The following is a 20,004-nucleotide window of genomic DNA, read 5'->3' as shown; positions in this document are numbered from 1 at the left end:
GCCAATGGACCAATGAACTAATTAACGAACTCTTAAACATGATGTAGATCATAAATTAGTTTTTAATTTTAGGCTTATCTTTGTGCTATTAAATTAGAAGATTATGGCTGAGTTATCTAAATTCCAGGCTTTTGTACAGTGTAAATGTCCGCGCTGCCGCAAAGGTGATATTTTCACCGGGAGTGCTTATTCTTTCAGATTACAAAAAACAAATATTAATTGTCCGCATTGCAACTTAAAATTTGAGCGTGAACCAGGTTTTTTCTATGTTGCGATGTTTGTAAGTTATGCCATGAATGTTGCAGAAATTATTACTATTGGAGTAGCATCGTATGTTTTGGGTTTGCCTTTAGTTTATGAAAACCTGTGGTATTATGTGAGTTTAATCTTAGCGGGTGTTTTATTATTATCGCCAATTAATTACCGCTATTCGAGAGTTATTTTGCTTCATTACCTTACCCCAGGCTTGCATTATGTTCCGGGAAGTGGAGATTAGTAAATTACAAATAAAAAGAGGCAGTATCATAAAACTAATTTCTCTTCAGGTTTTGTCTCATGTTGAGGTTCCAGATGAATCGCATGCGCGTCAAGTTAATCTGAAAATAGTTGGTTCAAATTAATCCTATGGTTTCTTTTTTCATATTTACAGTACTTATCTATCACATCCCTGCACTGTTTACTGCCTATAGCGATTAACTCTTTCATGTTCAATACAAATAACTGTACACATTTGATCAAGCTAATTGTGCCTTTGGCATATCGGATAACTGGCAGGAATATCTTTTGCATAAACAGGCACATAAACATCAACAAGAGGTATACGTTTGTGCTGATCCGTTTTTCATTGGTACAACCATTATGCAGCAACTGCTGTAGGTGGAAGCCACTTTTCCAGGATTTGAATACAATCTCTATCTGCCAACGTACCCGGTATGCCTGATCGGCCTGGGCAGCTGTCCAGGTTTCTTCACCTACATTGGTTATCAGTACCGTATACTCCAGCCATCTGTAATAGTCCTGGCTGTGGTTCAGTCGCCTGTCCCTATCCTGTTTGGCCTTTCTGATTCTTTGTGCTGCAAGCTGCTTTGGCAGGGGAATCATGATCATTCTCACTTTTACATTCTTTTGTTTGCCTATCATTAGCCACATATCCCTTTTCGATCTGCTTTTCAGCAAGTCTTTCAGGTGTAGTTGTTTTCCATTGCAATCGTACATATTCAGACCAAAACGTAACCTGCTCAGAAAGAAGGCACCTTTGCCGGTAAGCTTTTCGAAGACCTCCAGTACAAAATACCCCAAATCTCTGATAAGCAGTTCGCCGGCTGATATCTTTTCAAGGATTTGCTGACTGGCCGATTGGTCATTATCGGTAAAGGAACCCAACGAGAAATGCAGGAACTGCATATTGCATATATCGATGAAGGCCTGTATACGGGCTACTGCCTTTTGTTTGCCCTTACTGAAATTACCTCTGAACACTTCTGAGAGTTTCTGGGGGAGATGTAAGGTGGTGCTGTCTTGTAGGATGACCCTTTTAAAATGGCTGAAAAGATTGCTCGGACGTCTATATCTGTAGAAGATACCTTGCAGCAACACATGCTCCAGAAGTGCTTTGGCAAAAGCTACCGATGATGGCCCCAAACGATCAAATACTGCTTGTTTGCTTACAGGAGTTCCGCTAAGCTGGCTAATATGAAAAGCCCATTGACTGAATGTGTTTTGCATTTGAGAACAGCTTAACACAAAGCCCATAACAAAATCTATCGGAGAAATCTTCTTTGCACTGCGCCGGAGAAAACCACTACTTCGGGCTATAGTAGCAACGGTTGATCCACCAAAAAAAATATTAAATCTTTTCTTTATTTTTGAATTGAAAAAGCGGCTTGTAGACATTGTTAAATGTGTTAGAACTACAAGTTGCTTTTTCTCTTTCAAATAATAATCACATACTTTTCAACCTCTGTCAATATCATTAACTTGACGCGCATGAGATGAATCGGGACAAGTAATCAAAACGCTCTGCCAATGCTATTTAATCTAGTCCATCGAGAGGCTATCAATGACAGAATCCGTTAGTGTGGTCGTCATTCCCGCGCATGCGGGAATCTTAATGCAAGCGATTTAAGATTATCTGCGATGAGCACTTCGTGGTTCCCAATCAAGTTACCAATGACAGATACTAAATATCGGCGTCATCTCGACCGGAGCAACGCGTAGTGGAGAGATCTTTGGCCTATGTTTAAAGATTTCTCCACTGCGGTCGAAATGACGCTATTCACTTCCTTAAATCACGTCATTTATATTGATTTTTATACAATAAATTAATCCTAAGGATTACATCTATTTATGATACAGCTTCTTTTTCGCTATTTCTTCATTGGATGTTGAACATATTCTGATAATCTGACAACCTTTCCGTTTTTCAATTTAATATCGTTAAATATAAGCCACTGTATCGGATTTGCCTTCTTTGGTTGTAGAAACCTGGCTGTACCATAGGCTTACCCATTCTTCGCTTTTATCTTTGTTCACCACAGATTCCATATCCTGCATTTCGATTTTAAAGCCCTTCATTTTATTAAACTCACCCTGTATTTCTTTCAGGAACTGAGCTTTTGTCCCTTTAAATTTGTAGCCATCTACATCCAAAGCCATACTGTCAGCAAGTACCTTGCTCATACTGGCCGTATCTAAATTTTCGAATGTTTTAATAAGCGTCATTGCGGTTATTGCATTTTTGGTATCGGGATTCATTTGCCAATTTTGCACTTGCTTAATGGTATAGGGATACTTGGTGTTATCTGCTGTTGCAGTATCAGCAGTTTTAGCTTCCTTGTTTTGACATGCTGCAAAAAGCAAGGCAGCCATGATCAGGGATGATAATTTCTTCATAACCTGAGTTCGATAATTATTTTATGATAAAATTGTAATCATGCTAGTAAATATTTATATTTAAGTATCTGACATTCAAATATTTATATTTACAAAGAAGCATGATTACATACGATAAAGTTACCGATATTTTCTGCATAGTTGACGAATTCTGCAAGAACTTTAAGCAAAACACTAAAAACTTCATAATTGGAAAGGTTTCCAGACGCCCACCTACAATGTCCGATAGCGAGGTCATCAGCATTTTGCTATTGTTTCATATGAGCGGATTTAAATGCTTTAAGCATTATTATATCTTTTACTTACAGAAGCATATGCAGGATGATTTCCCAAAAACGGTATCTTACAATCGCTTTATAGAACTTACCCAAAGTGTGATCATGCCATTAACCATATTCCTTAAAACATGTTGTTCGGGTTCGTGTACCGGGATCTCGTTTTTAGATTCTACTCCGATCAGGGTTTGTAAGAATAAGCGTATCAAAGCCAACAAGGTATTCAAAGGCACCGCAGAGGTTGGGAAATCTACAATGGGCTGGTTCTATGGCTTCAAGCTTCACCTGGTTATCAATGACAGGGGCGAAATACTGAATTTCCTTATCAGTCAGGGAAATATGGATGACAGGGAACCCTTAAAAAGGGAAAGCTTCCTTAAAAAGATATTTGGGAAGCTGTTTGGAGACAAGGGCTACATCTCTAAAGAGTTATTTGAAATCCTTTTTACCGATGGCTTACATTTGGTCACGGGCATCCGTAACAATATGAAAAACAGCCTTATGAGTATGAATGATAAGATTATGCTCAGGAAGAGATCTGTTATAGAAACCGTGAATGACGAACTGAAAAACATCTGTCAGATTGAGCATTCCAGACATCGTTCATTCATAAACTTTATCGTAAATATCCTAGCAGGATTGGCCGCATATAGTTTTTTCCCAAAGAAGCCATCTATAAAATATGAAACTGTCAAAACCAATCAATTGTATGCTTTTTAATTGTCGAGTTCAGGTTCATAACAATTAGTTTTTTGGTTAATTAAATATAACTAATTGCCTGGAGATTAATTGAATGTATACCGTTTTTATTCGTGGGTTTACATACTCAAATTGGAACAACAGCTAAATAAAATGAATAAAAATGTAAACCAAGCTCAAAGTATTGGATGCTAAAAATGATTTTAACAATTTATAGCATGATGCGAATAAAAATATAACACGCCTATCCTATAATTAGTTTTTTATTAGAAAATGAACGTTCAGTAATGCTTCTGAAACAGCAGCCCCGTTATTCGCTATAGCTCCGATAAAAGATCGGAGGCTGCCGCTTCTACCGGGTTTAGGAACAGAGGCCCGTATAAAAAGTCATCAATTTTCCCTGCTAAGCTAAAATTATTTTTAGCATATCATCCTCGTTTGCAACGGAGGATGAAGGGGAAGGACGATTTATCGCCTTTAAATTACTCTTTTCACATTACAAATGCGGTGCGGTCGAAATGACGATTGAAATTAATGATTTATAGAACTATTTATACAATCAACTAATGCTTTCACTTTTGTTTCTGATGTGAGTTCGTACCGGTATTCGTCTTCCATACTACCCATTTTAGTTTCCGTATTTCTGAATTCCATTTTACTTGGTACAAATTCCTTAGCAGAGGCATGGAATTGTGTGGCACCGGTTTGATCAATGAGGTTTTTGATGTTGTTTTCATTTATCCCCGCACCAGGCATGATGGTAATCCGGCCATTTGCCTTTTTCACCAGCTGCACTAGTCTTTCTGCGCCCAGAATTGCAGAAGAAGCACCTCCGGAGGTGAGTACTCTTTTTATGTTGAGTGCGATTAAATCTTCCAGCGCCTGATCCATATCGTTGCTCATATCAAATGCCCGGTGGAAAGCTACCTCCATAGGTTTGGCTAACTCAATTAATTCAGCACATCTTTCTTTATCGATAGTGCCATCAGCTTTAAGTATTCCGGTAACGATACCTTCACAATTTAATGATCTGCAGATTTTTAGATCTTCTTTCATTAATTCAAACTCAATTTCAGAATATAGGAAATCTCCACCACGCGGACGTATAATTGGCCATACTTCGATGGATAGATTTTTCTTGGCTAATGAAATTTGGGCATAACTTGGTGTGGTGCCACCTTCTGCCAGGTTATCGCACAACTCCACTCTTTTCGCCCCGCCATTTTGGGCAGCCAATGCCGATTGATAAGAATTAGCGCATACTTCTAAGCAACCAATTGCTTTTTCACTCATTATGTTAGATTTAGTTAATTTATATTATTCCTGTGGCCCTGCAGGTCCTAGCACTACCCATCCCTTCGGAGATTTGTAGGTATTAAGTAACTGTACTGATTTTCCGCCATCCGGATACCAGCATACTTCTGTAATTACCCAGTGGGTTTCATCAACTTTTTTACGTTCGGGAAAAGCATTTTGAACGGTAGAAAAATCAGGAAAACCATGTTCTTCTATATTGTTAATGAAAGATAGTTTAAGTACTTCTGCCGTTTCATTGATCGTATGCTGATCAATCTCCATTTTCATCACAGAAAGTAAAGATTTAGCTTCTTCAAAAAAATCCTTACAAGCTATAGCAGCATCAATATCTTTATTGTTGTATGCTTTTTCGATCGCCAGGATAGCACCTTCTGGTGTTTCGAGATTGGCCTTGAAATGATCAACACCTTCATCAATATATAAACCTATACTGTTGTCAAATGCTGCTTTCTCTTTTTCTGCAACGCCATCCCTGATGGCCCGTATGGTATAGCCGCCAATTAGCCTGCCGTTTTCAATAATCATCCAATCTGAAATTAAATCGCGCCTTATGCCGATCTTTTGATTAAATTTTACTGAACGAATGTTTACCGGTTCGTTGCCAACGGTACCAAATAAGTTCCCTTCATCATCAAATTGCGGATCTGTTAACCAAATATGTTCGCCTTCATCACCATCGGTAATGAGAACTTTAATAGAAAAATAGTTCTGGTATGCCTGTGGGTTTTTTAAACTTTTTTCGAAATACCAAAGGGTTAAGTTGGCTTTTTCGATCGCCCAGTTCATGCGCTCATCTTCGTTGGGCACATAAACCATATCTGGTTCACCCTCGCGTTCGGCGACATTTTTCTTTCCGAAAATTTTAGATAATAATCCCATTTACAGGTTCATTTTGTTTATCGTTTGGGAAAATTCAATAGATTAATAATAGCTTTTGCCTTTGATTAAAAGATCTTGTTTTTCTGCATTGCAAACAGCATAACTAAAACCTTGCTGAATGGCATAAGCACCATATTCGCCCTTTTTATTGATGGCTAAAAATCCTACCTGTATATTCTTGGCGGTTTCGGGCTTCTTTTTAATGATCCGCATTACGGCTTCTTTGCATGCGGCTTCGGGCGTATAACCCTGACGCATTAATTCGACCACCAAAAAAGATCCAACGTTTCTGACCACCTCTTCACCTACACCGGTTGAGGTTGCACCACCAACTTCATTATCTACATAAAGGCCAGCCCCAATAATAGGACTATCACCAATCCTTCCATGAAGTTTATAGGCCATACCACTGGTTGTACAAGCGCCAGAAATATTTCCTTTAACATCGATAGCAAGCATGCCAATGGTATCGTGGTTATATTGGTTTCCGGGAAGTTTTTGCGGAGCAGCTTTTTGATAGAGTTTATTTTCGATATTCATTACAGGCGCATACTTCGCTGTCTTTAACCATTCTTTCCACGCCTTTTCACTGGCAGGAGTAAGCAAGTTTTCCTTTTTAAAACCCTGCTCTAATGCAAACTGCAAAGCACCATCGCCAGCCAACATCACATGTGGCGTTTTTTCCATCACTTTACGCGCTACCGAGATAGGGTGTTTAATATGTTCGAGCGCTAACACGGCGCCGCAGTTACCAAGTTCGTCCATAATACAGGCATCAAGAGTAACGTGGCCATCGCGGTCTGGTAAACCGCCATATCCAACAGATTGATTGTGCTCATCAGCCTCCGGTACCCAAACACCTTGTTCTACCGCATCTAAGGCACGTCCGCCGGTTGATAATACCTTCCATGCATCGGCATTAGCCGCAATCCCAAAATCCCAGGTAGAAATTACAATCGGGAAGTTTTCTGCTTTTGTTTCTTCTTGTGGAATGATATTGGCGATACTCTTTTTATCAATAGCCAGCAATCCTGCCGATAGGGCAGATGCTTTTATAAATTTGCGGCGGTTAAACATTTTGATGGTTAAGTGTTTGTGATGGTTAATCGTTTAATTGATCGATCGCAAGTTTTGAAAATTACGATTCGAAATATTGATTATTTTTTAAATTGTTGTGATTGCTAAATTGTTGAGACTATCGTTCCCATTTGATCATTGTGATTTAAATATTGGTTATTAATTTAACTAATGGTAAACCGATCTGCATCCTTTAAAAACGGAAATTGCCTTCTTACTTTAACCAGTTCTTCGTAATTGATACTGAATGTATATAAATCTTCGTCTTCAGGTTTATAATAAACGGTATTGCCATATGGATCCAGGCACATCGATAATCCGCTATGGTAAATCTGGTTTCCATCATGCCCAACACGGTTTACAGCAATCACATAACTTTGGTTTTCAATTGCCCTGGCCGGGATTAATGCCTTCCAATGGGCCGATCTTTTATCTGGCCAGTTGGCAACCAGGAGTAAGATATCATATTCCTGGTCTACATTACGCAACCAAACCGGAAAGCGCAAATCGTAACAAATGGCCAATCTGATTTTCCATCCTTTAAGTTCGACAATAAGTTTTTCTTTACCAGGACTAAAGTGTTGATCTTCATCACCCATGCCAAACAAATGGCGTTTATCGTAATGCTGATTTTTGCCATCTGGCTCCATCCAGATCAAACGGTTAAAATATTGATTGTTTTCTTTTATAATGATACTTCCTGTAACCACACAATTGTATTGGTGCGCCATTTTTTGCATCCATTGCATCGTTTTTCCACCCATTTCTTCAGCCAAGGCTTCAGAATTCATACTAAAACCTGTATTAAACATTTCGGGCAAAATAATAATATCAGTTTTCTCCCTTACACCCATCGATAATCGAAGTGCCAGATTTAAGAGGTTTTTCTCAATGTTCTCCCAAAAAAGATAGGCCTGAAAGACGGTTACTTTCAGATTTTCTATTTGGGTGTAAACAGGTGCTTCCATTGTATATAGGTTTAGTCTGGTTAAACGTTTTTTAATTTCTCTGCCGCTAAGGCAAGTGTAGCGTCTTCTTTAGCAAAGCAGAACCTGATGATTTTATGATCCGTTGCTTTTTGGTAAAATGCAGAAACCGGAATGGTAGCCACTCCAAACTCCTTGATCAGTCTGATGCTAAAATCGGTATCCTTCTCATCGCTAATGCTGCTGTAGCTTGCGCATTGAAAATATGAACCATTACAAGGCAAAAGTTTAAAACGGCTTTCGGCCAGGAGGCTTCTAAAATAATCTCTTTTCTGTTGAAAGAAACTACTTATTTCAGTATAATTTTTTGGCTCTTTAATGTAATCGGCAATAGCCTGCTGCATGGGACTATTAACGCTGAAAACATTAAATTGGTGTACCTTCCTAAATTCTTTGGTTAATTTCTCTGGCGCCAAACAGTAGCCCAGTTTCCAGCCTGTAGCGTGCAAAAGCTTGCCGAACGAGGCTACAATAAAACTTCTTTGCTTTAATTCAGGATAGAGCATTACACTTTGGTGCTTTTGTTCATCGTAAATTAAATGCTCATAAACTTCGTCGCTCAAGATTAAAATGTCGGTGCCAGTGACGAGTTTAATAAGCGATTTCATATCATCTGATGATAAAATACTACCTGTTGGGTTTTGTGGCGTATTTAAGATGATCATTCTGGTTTTTACTGTAAACAGCTTCTTAACCATATCCCAGTCAATGGCATAAGTAGGCGGGGCAAGTTCGTATGTTTTAACCAGGCCACCTAACAGTTTAATTGTAGGTGCATAACTATCGTAAGCGGGTTCGAAAATAATAACTTCATCACCTGCATTAATAATGGCCGCCAATGCGGTAAAAATAGCTTGCGTTCCACCTGCTGTAACGGTAATTTCAGTATCGGGATTGTATTTTATGTTATATAGTTTTTCAACTTTCTCTGCAATGGTTTCTTTTAAAAAAGTAGAACCAGGCATTGGCGCATATTGGTTAAAACCATCTTGCATGGCTTTATTTACCAATTCAACTAGTTTTGGATCGCAGGCATAGTCAGGGAAGCCCTGAGAAAGATTAATGGCATTGTGTTCTGTTGCAAGTTTACTCATCACCGAAAAAATGGTGGTACTTACGCCAGGGAGTTTAGATTGTATATTAAGCATCTTGTAAGCGAAAATAGGAAAAAAAAGCTTAAAGCGTAAAAAGCTATGACAAAAGCAAGGTTACTTAATCGGGTTATTTCAATTATACCTGTAACAAAACTATTTCAGGATCATTAAACCCTTGCACTAAATTAACGTCAAAAAGAACGCATTAAACAACTTAATTATAGGCGAATTTTATAGGTGAAATTTTGTATTATTTCAAATATATTTCTTCTTATTTAAAATTATTCCAGATAAAGCCGTTTCTTTGCGTTTTAAAATCTCAATTATCCATTAAATATGAAGTTTAAACACTTAACTGTTGCCTTTTTATTGGTCATAAGCGCATCTGCATTTGTTAGCCCGAAAAAAGCTTTAAGAACATTTGTTTCCAACTACGAAAATGTATTGGGCACATCGTTAGAATTAAAATTTAAGACAACTAGCCAGGTTGATGCAGATTTAGCAGAAGAGCGTGCATTAAACGAAATAGATAGGCTGGATAATATTTTAAGTGCTTATAAAGCTAACAGCGAATTTAGTAAATGGATGAGTAGTGGTAAACAAACCACTAAAGTTTCGTCAGAATTGTTTGAGGTTTTAAAACAGTTTGAAAGTTATAAAGTGTTAACCAATGGTGCCCTTGATGCATCAGCTAAAGTAATTGGCGATGTTTGGAAAAAGGCAGCTGCCGAAGGCCGTTTGCCATCTACTGCAGCATTACAAAATGCAGTTACTTTGGTAAAGCAAAAACATTATGTATTAAATGAGCAGGATAAAACCGTTACGCGTTTGGATGATGTGCCATTAGCATTAAATTCTTTTGCAAAAAGTTATATCATTAATAAAGCCGCTGAGAAAGCTGCACAAAGCCCTGGAATTGAAAACGTAGTGGTGAATATTGGTGGCGATATGGTAATTAAGGGAAATCAACCAGAAACCATTGAAATTGCAAATCCTAAAGCTGATGCTGAAAACGATGCTGCACTAACCACAATCAAAGTGTCGAACATGGCCGTGGCAACAAGTGGTAATTATCGCAGAGGTTTTAATGTAAATGGCAAATGGTATTCGCATATTGTTGATCCACGCACCGGAAAGCCTGTTTCCGAAATAATTAGTGCAACGGTTATTGCCCCTGATGCTAGTGAAGCAGGTGCTTTAGCTACTTCCTTTAATGTGCTTTCTCTTGCCGAGATTAAAGCAATGACTGCAGTTAGAAATGATATCGCATACTTGTTAATTACCAAAAATGGCGAAGAAATTAAAAGCAAGGAATGGGCTAATTACGAGGTTGCTTTAAGGAAACCAGCGACTGTTTTAGAAAAAGCAAACAAAGCAGATAAACTTTGGAATACTAAATATGAATTAGTAGTAAACTTAGAAATTGCCAATATAGAATCTACCGATGGTAAACGTGTTCGTCGCCCGTTTGTGGCCGTATGGATTGAAGATGCTGCTAAAACACCTGTGCGTAACCTGGCCATTTGGTATAATAAACCACGTTGGCTGCCTGATTTAAAATCATGGAACCGCGCCAATGGCGAAGAGTTTAAAAAAGGAGCAGAAGGCAAATTGAGCTCAACGAGTTCGGCTACACGTGGCCCTGGTAAATACAGCTTATCATGGGATGGAAAAGACGATAGCGGGAAGTTGGTAAAAGCAGGTACTTACACTGTTTTTATTGAAGTAGCCCGCGAGCATGGAACTTACCAGGTGATTGCTCAGGAAATGAAATTTACCGGCTCAGCAAAAAAAATAGAATTAACGCCAAATACAGAACTAACATCAGCATCTCTTGACTACAGAAAAATCGGAACCTCAAAAAAATAACATCACCGTTGCACCTAGCGGCCTCGGAAAAAAACAGGTTAAAAAAGATAACGGGAAGAGTAAGGGTAAAAAACGTTTAGCTGGTTTATCGCGCTGGCTGCATATTTATTTATCGATGGTGAGTTTTACGATTCTGCTATTCTTCGCTATATCGGGTTTAACCTTAAATCATGCAGATTGGTTTACTTCAGGCAAGGAAGTGATTACCAAAGATTCTGGATCAGTAAACTTGAAATGGGTAAACCAACCAGATACCAATAAAATCAATAAGTTGCAGATCGTCGAGTTTTTTAGGCGTAAACACGCGGTTAAAGGCGCATTGAGCGATTTTAGAATGGATGACAGAGAACTGAGCTTAACCTTTAATGGGCCTGGTTACCTGGCCGATTCTTTTATAGACCGCGAAACCGGTAAATACGAATTAACCACAACCCGGTTTGGCGCGGTGGCTGTGATTAATGATCTGCACAAAGGCAGGGATTCTGGTAAGGCATGGTCGTGGATTATTGATATTTCGGCGGTGCTGATGACCTTGGTGTCTATCTCCGGAATTATCTTAATCTGTTTTATCAAAAAGAAACGATTGAGCGGCTTTATCATTGCAGCAATGGGTACAATTGTTTGCTATTTAATTTATAAATTATTTGTACCATAGTTTAACACCAAGACACACTATCATATTTGTGATTCCAATAGAAAGGTCGTCATCTCGACTGGAGTGCAATCCCGAAATTTCGGGAGAGAGATCTTTGAAGCAAAAAAATGAATTTAAAAGATTTCTCCACTTCAGTCGAAATGACGACCCCTCGAGATTGATTTTTATACAATAAATTAACCCTCAGGATGAAAATTCTATATTTATGATACAGCCTTTTGTTGTAAAATATTAATGGGCTATAACTGCCGAATCAGACGATGCTTCTACTTCAGTGGTGATAAACCTCCTGCCGATTAACAAGCAGCATAAAGCGATAAATGCGGCTGCTGTCATGACCAAGGGCATAGGCACAACCGAGTGTTCGCTAAATAAACTTACCATTACCGAAGCCAAAGCGCCTAACCCCATTTGCAAGGCACCCATCAAGGCAGATGCACTGCCGGCGTTTTTGGAAAAGGGTGCAAGCGACAAGGCGGCAGCATTAGGATTAATTAAGCCTAAGCAAGCTAAGAACAATGCAATAAAGCCTATTGTAGCATATAAATTTAACCAGTTATTTAAAGCAAAAATCAAAAAGATTAAACTGAAAATACATTGCGCAATAAGTGCATAGGTTACAATATTTTTGCTGGTAAACCATCTTAATATCAGGCTATTTACCTGGCTTGAACCAATAAACGATACCGATAACAGCGCAAAAATCCATCCATAACCAGTCTTACTTACTTCGTATATTTTCATAAACACCTGAGGCGATGAAGATACATAAGCAAATAAACCTGAAAAGGTAATTGAGCTGATTAAAGCATAAGTGTAAAATTGAGGTTCTTTTAAAACGGTAAAGAAATTGGTTAAAATGGGTTTAGGTTTTAAAGAGTAACCCGGATCAGGTTTATAACTCTCTGGTAATTTGAAAATTGATGCAAGGAGCATTAAAACCGCCATTAATCCTAAAAACACAAACACATATTTCCAGCCTAATGCCGAAATTAAGTAGCCACCTGCAGTTGGGGCAAGCATAGGTGAAACAGCGATTACCAGCATTAAGGAAGCAAATACTTTCGGGCTTTCTTCTACAGAAAACAGATCTCGCACCATAGCTACCGAGGCTACTGCGGTGGCACAGCTTCCAATGGCTTGTACAAAACGTAAAACAATTAGCTGGTTAACATCTGTTACGGCCAAACACAAGAAAGAGGAAAGGATATAAAGTGCCAAACCAAAATATAGCGGTTTCTTTCTTCCAAATTTATCCAAAAGCGGGCCATATAATAACTGGCCGGCAGAAATCCCGATAAAAAAGCTCGAAAGTGAAAGGGCTACAGTTGATTCATTGCTTCTTAAATCCTTTGCAATATCAACGAAACCAGGCAGGTACATATCGATAGAGAAGGGGCCAAGGGCTGCTAATGAACCTAAAATGAGTATGAGATAGAAGTGTTGTTTTTTAGCCATGAAGATTACCGGATTTTGATGGCTCAAAGATTGGGAGATTTAATTTCTTAACCTATTTTTATGGTCGAACGATTGTAAAAATCTTTTTTTGCTAAGCTATAAAGGGATACCTGCGTAATCTTTGTGTTATCTAGGTTAAAAATATGATGATCGCTATGCTAAATCTGCTATTTATTTATAGATTTATAGTCTATGACTTTTAAGACAAAAGAAAGCCGTTTACTACTCATTCTGGGTAGCTTTTTTGTAGCAAACGCTATATTATCAGAGTTTATTGGTGTTAAATTGTTCAGTGTTGAAGAAACGCTGGGTTTTAAAAAGTTCGATATAAATTTATTAGGTGTTCCACATCTATCCTTTGTAATGTCGGCAGGGGTATTAACCTGGCCAATCATTTTTATTATGACGGATATTATAAATGAATATTTTGGTGTTAAACAGGTCCGGTTCTTATCCATTCTTACCGCCATATTAATTTCATTTGCCTTTCTTGTAGTTTGGGGATCTATGCATTTAACTGCTGCCGATTTTTGGGTGCATCAAAATATAAATGGCGAAGACCTTAATATGAATAATGCCTTTGCAGGGATATTCGGACAAGGGATGTGGATCATTGTAGGATCGATTACTGCCTTTATTATCGGCCAAATGGTTGATGTAATGATATTTCATAAAATTAAGAGAATAACAGGGGAGCGGGCGCTTTGGTTACGTGCTACAGGCTCTACTTTGGTCTCTCAGTTTATTGATAGCTTTGTGGTTATATTTATTGCATTTTATATAAACCCTCAATATCATTATAGCTGGCAACAGGTTTTCGCCATTGGCTTAGTAGGCTATACCTATAAGTTTGTAGTTGCCATTTTAATGACCCCTATTTTGTATATTGTACATGCCATAATTGATGGTTACTTAGGAAAAGACCTTGCACATAAGCTAATCAAAATGGCTGGCAGAGGATAAATATTTAAAACAACACAATAACCAAATACATCCGATTTATGAGAAACATTTTAATACTCTTTGCTGTGCTTTCATTATTTTCATGTACCAACAAAGATGGAAGCAAAAAAGATTCAGATCTTGATATTCATGGCACCTGGCAGTTATTATCGGCTACAACCATTGAAAATGGAACAAGTCAGACTACAGATTTTTCGGGCAAGTTGAAAATGATCAAAATTATTAATGGTACACATTTTGCATTTTTAAAGCATAGTCTTAATCCAAAGGACACAAGCAGTTTTGATGCGGGAGGAGGAAGTTTTGTGTTAAATAAGGATGATTATACCGAACACCTCGAATATTACAAAGATAAAAACTGGGAAGGCAAGACTTTTAAGTTTAAACTCGTCATTAATAAAGATACTTTGATTCAGAAAGGTGTTGAAAAGGTAGAAAAAGCAGGAGTAGACCGGGTGATTATCGAGAAATACATTAAGGTAAAGTAATAGCCTAAACGTTTTATCTGCTCCCTTTATCAGCTTGAAGTTTTCCAACTTACATACATTATTTAGAATAGAGGATTTGTTCTTAAAACTATCATTTCGTTGTTTTATTTTAAAACATGTTGTATATTTGTGGTTATGGGAAACGAACTATCAAAAAAGGAAATTGGCGAACGAATAGCTAACCTACGTTTAAGAAAAGGTTTCTCGCAAGAAGATTTAGCAAAAAGTATTGCGATTTCAAGACCATCTTTAACCCAGATAGAATTGGGGAATAGAGTAGTTAGTCTTAGTGAGATGCAAAAACTCTCGATGGTGCTGGGCTTTTCTTTGGATGATTTTATGACCAAAGATTTTCTGGCCAATCAGAGTTTAGAACCATCCAATGAAATACACGAAGAGATTGTTGAAGAGCGTATTTCTGTTCCAACCTTAAATATAAATAAGTTTAAAAATGTTTTGCTTTATATTTTGGAGCGCTGCGCTGGCAAGCCTAATGTTGGAGAAACCGTTCTGTATAAATTGCTTTATTTTTCTGATTTTAACTACTACGAGTTATATGAAGAGCATTTAACAGGGGCGAAGTACAAAAAGTTGCCCTATGGTCCTGTCCCCCAAAAATTAGATTCCATTATCAATCAAATGATAGACGCAAATCAGCTTCAACGAATTAAGACAGAATTCAGAGGCTATCCACAAAAGCGCTATTTACCACTCGAAAAAGCCGATTTAACTGTACTTAAAGCAAGTGAAAAAGATGTTATAGATAAGGTTATCGAACAAATGAGCGATTGGTCGGCTACAGCGATAAGCGATTATTCGCATAAAGATTTACCTTGGGAAGTTACAGAAGAAGGCAAGGATATTAGTTATAATTTAGCTTTCTATCGGGAACTACCTTATTCTGTTCGAGTTTATGATGAAGAAGAAAATAATTAATTATGCTCTTTGAATCAATAGAAGAGTTTAATAAGGATATTAAAAAGCTTTTAAAGCGATATCGTAGTTTGCAATCTGATTTGGAAGATGTAAAGATCATTTTGAGGGTAAAGCCTGATGAGCGCAATCCTTTTAGTTTTCGTATTGATAATTTAGGTATTACCACATGTGTAATTAAAATTAAAAAATTACCTGCGATAGTTTAAAAGGCCGGGGAGCGAACTCTGGTTTGAGGTTAATTTATGCATACTTTGTCGAAGAGAAAAAGATAATCTTCATTGAACTTTACCATAAAAACGATAAGGAAAATGAAGATAGGCAACGTATTGTAGAAAATTTTAAATAACGCAAAAGGTCGGACTCGCTCCGACCTTTGTACTTAACAACAAAACAAATAAAAAAATTAACCTTAAAAATAAGTTATAGGCTTGCCAATTCCTCGGCAAAAACATTTTCACTCAATTGCTCTTGTTTGTAAATCTGTCTGCCTGTGTAAGCCACAAAAACAGATTCATCCAAAAGCAAGTCGCGGTTTTTAATTAAACTTTGTAGCTTAACAGTACCAACCACATATTTATAGCTGCTTGCAGCATAACGTTCGCTGATGTTGTCAAATTCCAATAGGGTAATCAGATCTTCATCGGCATAACGCAGATAGATTTCCAACAGAATATCTTCAGTATGTTTTACACCGTTTTCTGAGTGGTATTTTTTGTATTCATAACGGTAATCGTAACGTAAGGCGGCAATGTCTGAAAGTACAGCGGCACCGGTAGGATGGCCACCCGCACCTTTACCATAGAAAAACTGCTTATCAGCAAAAGCCGCCTGAACGGCAACTGCATTATATTCGTTCTCCACATTGTAAAGAAAATCATCCTTTGCTACCAGTTTCGGCAGTACATAAGTCACAATATCTTTTGTGTTTACCTTACGTGCAGTAGGAACCAACTTAATTTTAAAGTTTTTCTCACGTGCATATTTAATGTCATGGTTAGAAAGGTTCTGAATACCAATGTTTAAAATGGCATCAGGATTTACAAATAAACCATAAGCGTGTGCTGTAGCAATGGCCAGTTTATATTTTGGATCGTAACCTCCCACGTCTAAAATCGGATCGGTTTCCGCGAAACCTAAGTCCTGTGCTTCTTTTAATGCCGAATCGTAACTTTGGTTTTCGTTAAATATTTTCGACAGTATGTAATTGGACGAGCCATTAAAAATTCCACTCAAAGCATGGAATAATTCATTATCGTAGTATTCTTCTAAATTGCGGATAATTGGAATACTGCCACAAACAGCGCCTTCATACAATAAAGAAGTACCATGCTCTTGCTGTAAATCTACCAGTTCTTTCAAATGCGTGGCGATCATTTTTTTATTGGCAGAAACTACATTTTTACCGTTTTTTAATGCTGTAGTTACAATTTCATAAGCCGCATCTGCATCATTAATTAATTCTACAATCGTATTGATCTCTGTATTGTTCAGTATTTCGTTGCGATCAGTAGTAAAAAGATCTTTATTAAGGGTACGTTTCTTTCTTGGGTCTTTTATCGCAATTTTAATGATCTCCAGGTTTAAGTTCTGGCTTTGGATGATATCCAATAAACCTTGTCCTACAACGCCGAAACCAAATAAACCGATTTTTAAATTCTTACTCATTATTTTAGACTTGATTACACAGATAAACAGATTACACTGATTAACTATATTTATTTTATATTATTTTTTGTTGATTTGATGGTACAGATATTAGCTGTTCTCTTTATTTTTCACCCTAAACCCTAAACCCTAACCTTCTACCTTTCTAAGCGGTATGCTGTAATTGGATGATTTTTTTGTTACGGCTTTCTTTAATGAAATTTCCGATTACGTTAGTCAAGGCATCAGTTTCGATCAAAAATCCATCATGTCCATAATCCGAATGCAAGGCGCTAAATTCTGCTCCCGGAATATGATCGGCCAGATATTTTTGCTCTGACAGCGGAAACAATACATCGTTTTCTATTCCAATTACCAAGGTATTCGCCGTAATTAATTTTAGTGCATCGGCAATACTTTTACGGTTGCGGCCCACGTTATGGCTGTCCATTGCTTTGGTTAAATAATAATAACTATAAGCATTAAAGCGATTAATCAGTTTCTCTCCCTGATAATTCTGGTAAGAAGACGATCTGAAATTATCTGTCTTATCGTTTACACTTTCAACCTGTGTACTGCCATAAGCGCTGTAGGTTCTATAACTTAAAAGTGCAATGCTACGGGCTGTTTTTAAACCTTTACTGCCACCGTTTGGTTGGTTAGCATAAAAAGTTCTATCGGTAGTAATGGCCAAACGCTGACTTTCGTTAAAAGCAATTCCCCAGGGAGAATGCGCCGCATTGGTAGCAATTAAAATCAGGTTTTCAATTTTATTCGGTTCCGAAATACTCCACTCAACAGCTTGTTGCCCGCCTAAAGAACCACCTATTAATAATTTAATATAATCAATCCCTAAATGCGAAGCTAATAACTGGTGTGCCGATACTAAATCGCGGATGGTAAATTGTGGAAACGAAAGGTAATAAGGTAAGCCAGTTACCGGATTGGTGCTCAACGGGTTTGTGCTGCCATAATGCGAACCCAAAACATTGGCACAAACGATATAATGTTCTTCTGGATTGAACAAAGCATTTTCTCCAAATAAACCTTCCCACCATTCAAAAACATCAGCATTGGCGGTTAGTGCATGGCAAACCCAAATCACATTATCTTTATTTGCATTTAATTTGCCATAAGTTTGATAAGCAATTTGCAGATTGCGGATTTTTTTTCCGCTCTCTAGTTTGAACTGTTTATTATAATGATATGTTGCTCCTAAATCCCCTGAAGGCGACTTTGAAGTGCTATCGTTTTTACTGTTATGCATTTTGTAATGATGTTGTGGTTTTAAAAAGCCCCTAAAGGGGTTTAGGCTTGTAAATGCTCTGTTGGAACTGTAGCATTAATTGTCGCAAATGCTTGTTCGAAATCGGCTTTAATATCATCAATATGCTCAATGCCTACCGAAACCCTTAATGCATTTGGTTTTACCCCTGCGGCTAATTGTTCTGTTTCGCTTAATTGCTGATGTGTGGTGGCTGAAGGCTGAATAATCAGCGTTTTTGCATCGCCAACGTTAGCCAGGTGCGACACCAGTTTTAAACTATCAATCACCTGCGAAGCATTTTCTTTGCTTCCTTCTAATTCGAATGATAATACAGCACCAAAACCGTTGCTTAGATATTTTTTAGCCAGATTATTGTATTTACTGCTAGCAAGGCCAGGATAATGTACCTCCTTAACTAAAGGGTGGTTTTCTAACCAGGTTGCTAATTCTAATGCATTATCTACATGGCGTTGAACGCGGAGTGATAAAGTTTCTAATCCTTGCAATAAAAGGAATGAATTGAAAGGCGATAGGGCAGGTCCCAAATCTCTTAATCCCTCCACACGGGCACGGATAATAAACTGGATATTCCCGAATGGTCCACCGATGCCGAAAACATCGCTGAAAACCAAACCATGGTAACCTTCTGATGGCTCAGAGAATTGAGGGAATTTACCATTGCCCCAATTGTAGTTTCCACCATCAACAATAACCCCACCAATGCTTGTTCCATGACCGCCGATCCACTTTGTTGCAGACTCGACAACTATGTTGGCACCATGTTCTAATGGCTTAAATAAATAACCTCCCGCACCAAAAGTATTGTCGACTATTAAAGGTAGATCATATTTTTTTGCAATTGCGGCAATTTTTTCGAAATCAGGTACACTAAACGCCGGGTTGCCAATGGTTTCTAAAAAGATTGCTTTTGTTTTATCGGTAATTTTATTTTCAAATTCTTCAGGTACATCAGGATTTGCGAAATCTACGTGTATCCCCAAACGTTTAAAAGCTACTTTAAACTGGTTATACGTTCCGCCGTAAATGTGAGAGGAAGAAACGATGCTGTCGCCAGCTTCTAATATATTGTTTAACGCTATAAATTGAGCTGCTTGCCCTGATGCCACTGCCAAAGCAGCTACACCACCTTCTAAAGCGGCAATACGTTTTTCGAAAACATCATTTGTAGGATTCATAATCCTGGTATAGATATTCCCAAATTCTTTTAGCGCAAATAAATTGGCACCGTGTTCTGCATTTTTAAAACCATAAGAAGTGGTTTGGTAAATAGGAACAGCCCTTGAACCTGTTGTTGGATCTATTTCCTGGCCAGCGTGTAATTGTAAAGTTTCAAATTTATATGATGTTGACATGATTTCTATTTTTTTAGTTGATGTGATGAGATAGCAGAGATTAAGAGAATCTTAAACCTAACAGGGCGTATCCCGATTTCCCGGGACCTTCCAATTTGAAAAGAAACAAAAAAGGAAGATTTTTAAATTACT

18 protein-coding genes are annotated in these 20,004 nt (G+C 37.8%); 7 read left to right on the top strand and 11 right to left on the bottom strand.

Going from position 1 to position 20,004, the window contains the following annotated elements; translation table 11 throughout:
* Positions 1-103 precede the first annotated feature (103 nt).
* Entirely contained in the window at positions 104-496 is a 393-nt protein-coding gene (locus QF042_RS14585) for a DUF983 domain-containing protein (protein ID WP_307529596.1), read from the top strand.
* Positions 497-591: 95 nt separating this feature from the next.
* Here the strand turns inward: QF042_RS14585 and QF042_RS14580 are convergent, their stop codons facing one another.
* Together QF042_RS14580 and QF042_RS14575 are read right to left on the bottom strand one after the other, a co-directional pair.
* A complete protein-coding gene (locus QF042_RS14580; RefSeq protein ID WP_307526034.1) occupies positions 592-1,893 on the bottom strand; it encodes an IS4 family transposase in 1,302 nt (433 codons plus the stop codon).
* 543 nt (positions 1,894-2,436) lie between these two features.
* Entirely contained in the window at positions 2,437-2,892 is a 456-nt protein-coding gene (locus tag QF042_RS14575; RefSeq protein WP_307529594.1) for a hypothetical protein, read from the bottom strand.
* 101 nt (positions 2,893-2,993) lie between these two features.
* Between QF042_RS14575 and QF042_RS14570 the strand changes: the two genes are divergently transcribed.
* Positions 2,994-3,887 (top strand): IS982 family transposase, encoded by an 894-nt coding sequence (locus QF042_RS14570; RefSeq protein ID WP_307529593.1) that lies wholly within the window; start codon positions 2,994-2,996, stop codon positions 3,885-3,887.
* 510 nt (positions 3,888-4,397) lie between these two features.
* Here QF042_RS14570 and QF042_RS14565 read toward each other — a convergent pair.
* The 5 genes from QF042_RS14565 to QF042_RS14545 form a co-directional block, all read right to left on the bottom strand.
* The gene (locus QF042_RS14565; RefSeq protein WP_307529592.1) at positions 4,398-5,159 is read right to left on the bottom strand and encodes a copper homeostasis protein CutC; all 762 of its coding nucleotides are present in this window, start codon (positions 5,157-5,159) and stop codon (positions 4,398-4,400) included.
* Positions 5,160-5,183: 24 nt separating this feature from the next.
* Entirely contained in the window at positions 5,184-6,062 is an 879-nt protein-coding gene (locus tag QF042_RS14560) for a YegJ family protein (protein WP_307529589.1), read from the bottom strand.
* A 42-nt stretch (positions 6,063-6,104) separates the two neighbouring features.
* Positions 6,105-7,139, bottom strand: coding sequence for a N(4)-(beta-N-acetylglucosaminyl)-L-asparaginase (locus QF042_RS14555; protein WP_307529587.1), 1,035 nt, complete (start codon positions 7,137-7,139; stop codon positions 6,105-6,107).
* 164 nt (positions 7,140-7,303) lie between these two features.
* Positions 7,304-8,107 carry an amidohydrolase gene (locus QF042_RS14550; RefSeq protein ID WP_307529585.1) on the bottom strand — a complete coding sequence of 268 codons (804 nt, stop codon included), beginning with the start codon at positions 8,105-8,107 and terminating at the stop codon, positions 7,304-7,306.
* 20 nt (positions 8,108-8,127) lie between these two features.
* Complete coding sequence (locus QF042_RS14545) at positions 8,128-9,273, bottom strand: methionine aminotransferase (protein ID WP_307529583.1); 1,146 nt, start codon at positions 9,271-9,273, stop codon at positions 8,128-8,130.
* Positions 9,274-9,555: 282 nt separating this feature from the next.
* Here QF042_RS14545 and QF042_RS14540 point away from each other — a divergent pair, with 282 nt between their 5' ends.
* Entirely contained in the window at positions 9,556-11,088 is a 1,533-nt protein-coding gene (locus QF042_RS14540) for a DUF2271 domain-containing protein (protein ID WP_307529581.1), read from the top strand.
* Positions 11,054-11,743, top strand: a complete 690-nt coding sequence (locus tag QF042_RS14535; protein WP_307529579.1) for a PepSY-associated TM helix domain-containing protein — start codon at positions 11,054-11,056, stop codon at positions 11,741-11,743. The genes QF042_RS14540 and QF042_RS14535 overlap by 35 nt, the downstream gene beginning before the upstream one ends.
* A 231-nt stretch (positions 11,744-11,974) precedes the next feature.
* Here the strand turns inward: QF042_RS14535 and QF042_RS14530 are convergent, their stop codons facing one another.
* Positions 11,975-13,201, bottom strand: a complete 1,227-nt coding sequence (locus tag QF042_RS14530; RefSeq protein WP_307529577.1) for a multidrug effflux MFS transporter — start codon at positions 13,199-13,201, stop codon at positions 11,975-11,977.
* Positions 13,202-13,393: 192 nt separating this feature from the next.
* Here QF042_RS14530 and QF042_RS14525 point away from each other — a divergent pair, with 192 nt between their 5' ends.
* The 3 genes from QF042_RS14525 to QF042_RS14515 all read left to right on the top strand — a co-directional run bounded on the left by QF042_RS14525 (position 13,394) and on the right by QF042_RS14515 (position 15,588).
* Complete coding sequence (locus QF042_RS14525) at positions 13,394-14,164, top strand: queuosine precursor transporter (RefSeq protein WP_307529575.1); 771 nt, start codon at positions 13,394-13,396, stop codon at positions 14,162-14,164.
* 38 nt (positions 14,165-14,202) lie between these two features.
* On the top strand, positions 14,203-14,652 hold the full coding sequence (locus QF042_RS14520) for a hypothetical protein (protein WP_307529573.1): 450 nt from the start codon (positions 14,203-14,205) through the stop codon (positions 14,650-14,652).
* Positions 14,653-14,787: 135 nt separating this feature from the next.
* The gene (locus QF042_RS14515) at positions 14,788-15,588 is read left to right on the top strand and encodes a type II toxin-antitoxin system antitoxin SocA domain-containing protein (protein ID WP_307529571.1); all 801 of its coding nucleotides are present in this window, start codon (positions 14,788-14,790) and stop codon (positions 15,586-15,588) included.
* A 420-nt stretch (positions 15,589-16,008) separates the two neighbouring features.
* Here QF042_RS14515 and QF042_RS14510 read toward each other — a convergent pair whose 3' ends face one another.
* The 3 genes from QF042_RS14510 to QF042_RS14500 all read right to left on the bottom strand — a co-directional run bounded on the left by QF042_RS14510 (position 16,009) and on the right by QF042_RS14500 (position 19,872).
* A complete protein-coding gene (locus QF042_RS14510; RefSeq protein WP_307529569.1) occupies positions 16,009-17,253 on the bottom strand; it encodes a homoserine dehydrogenase in 1,245 nt (414 codons plus the stop codon).
* Between the two features lie 145 nt (positions 17,254-17,398).
* Entirely contained in the window at positions 17,399-18,499 is a 1,101-nt protein-coding gene (gene metX, locus QF042_RS14505) for a homoserine O-acetyltransferase (protein WP_307529567.1), read from the bottom strand.
* Positions 18,500-18,540: 41 nt separating this feature from the next.
* Positions 18,541-19,872 carry an O-acetylhomoserine aminocarboxypropyltransferase/cysteine synthase family protein gene (locus tag QF042_RS14500; protein WP_307529565.1) on the bottom strand — a complete coding sequence of 444 codons (1,332 nt, stop codon included), beginning with the start codon at positions 19,870-19,872 and terminating at the stop codon, positions 18,541-18,543.
* Positions 19,873-20,004: the final 132 nt, after the last annotated feature.

The sequence above is a fragment of the Pedobacter sp. W3I1 genome (assembly GCF_030816015.1).
GTDB lineage: Bacteria > Bacteroidota > Bacteroidia > Sphingobacteriales > Sphingobacteriaceae > Pedobacter.
This window is presented reverse-complemented; position numbering and strand designations above follow the sequence as displayed.

Excerpts from the sequence above, each read along its gene's own strand:
- QF042_RS14585 (WP_307529596.1), top strand. The coding sequence starts at position 104 with ATGGCTGAGTTATCTAAATTCCAGGCTTTTGTACAGTGTAAATGTCCG.
- QF042_RS14580 (WP_307526034.1), bottom strand. The coding sequence starts at position 1,893 with ATGTCTACAAGCCGCTTTTTCAATTCAAAAATAAAGAAAAGATTTAAT.
- QF042_RS14575 (WP_307529594.1), bottom strand. The coding sequence starts at position 2,892 with ATGAAGAAATTATCATCCCTGATCATGGCTGCCTTGCTTTTTGCAGCA.
- QF042_RS14570 (WP_307529593.1), top strand. The coding sequence starts at position 2,994 with ATGATTACATACGATAAAGTTACCGATATTTTCTGCATAGTTGACGAA.
- QF042_RS14565 (WP_307529592.1), bottom strand. The coding sequence starts at position 5,159 with ATGAGTGAAAAAGCAATTGGTTGCTTAGAAGTATGCGCTAATTCTTAT.
- QF042_RS14560 (WP_307529589.1), bottom strand. The coding sequence starts at position 6,062 with ATGGGATTATTATCTAAAATTTTCGGAAAGAAAAATGTCGCCGAACGC.
- QF042_RS14555 (WP_307529587.1), bottom strand. The coding sequence starts at position 7,139 with ATGTTTAACCGCCGCAAATTTATAAAAGCATCTGCCCTATCGGCAGGA.
- QF042_RS14550 (WP_307529585.1), bottom strand. The coding sequence starts at position 8,107 with ATGGAAGCACCTGTTTACACCCAAATAGAAAATCTGAAAGTAACCGTC.
- QF042_RS14545 (WP_307529583.1), bottom strand. The coding sequence starts at position 9,273 with ATGCTTAATATACAATCTAAACTCCCTGGCGTAAGTACCACCATTTTT.
- QF042_RS14540 (WP_307529581.1), top strand. The coding sequence starts at position 9,556 with ATGAAGTTTAAACACTTAACTGTTGCCTTTTTATTGGTCATAAGCGCA.
- QF042_RS14530 (WP_307529577.1), bottom strand. The coding sequence starts at position 13,201 with ATGGCTAAAAAACAACACTTCTATCTCATACTCATTTTAGGTTCATTA.
- QF042_RS14525 (WP_307529575.1), top strand. The coding sequence starts at position 13,394 with ATGACTTTTAAGACAAAAGAAAGCCGTTTACTACTCATTCTGGGTAGC.
- QF042_RS14520 (WP_307529573.1), top strand. The coding sequence starts at position 14,203 with ATGAGAAACATTTTAATACTCTTTGCTGTGCTTTCATTATTTTCATGT.
- QF042_RS14515 (WP_307529571.1), top strand. The coding sequence starts at position 14,788 with ATGGGAAACGAACTATCAAAAAAGGAAATTGGCGAACGAATAGCTAAC.
- QF042_RS14510 (WP_307529569.1), bottom strand. The coding sequence starts at position 17,253 with ATGAGTAAGAATTTAAAAATCGGTTTATTTGGTTTCGGCGTTGTAGGA.
- metX (WP_307529567.1), bottom strand. The coding sequence starts at position 18,499 with ATGCATAACAGTAAAAACGATAGCACTTCAAAGTCGCCTTCAGGGGAT.
- QF042_RS14500 (WP_307529565.1), bottom strand. The coding sequence starts at position 19,872 with ATGTCAACATCATATAAATTTGAAACTTTACAATTACACGCTGGCCAG.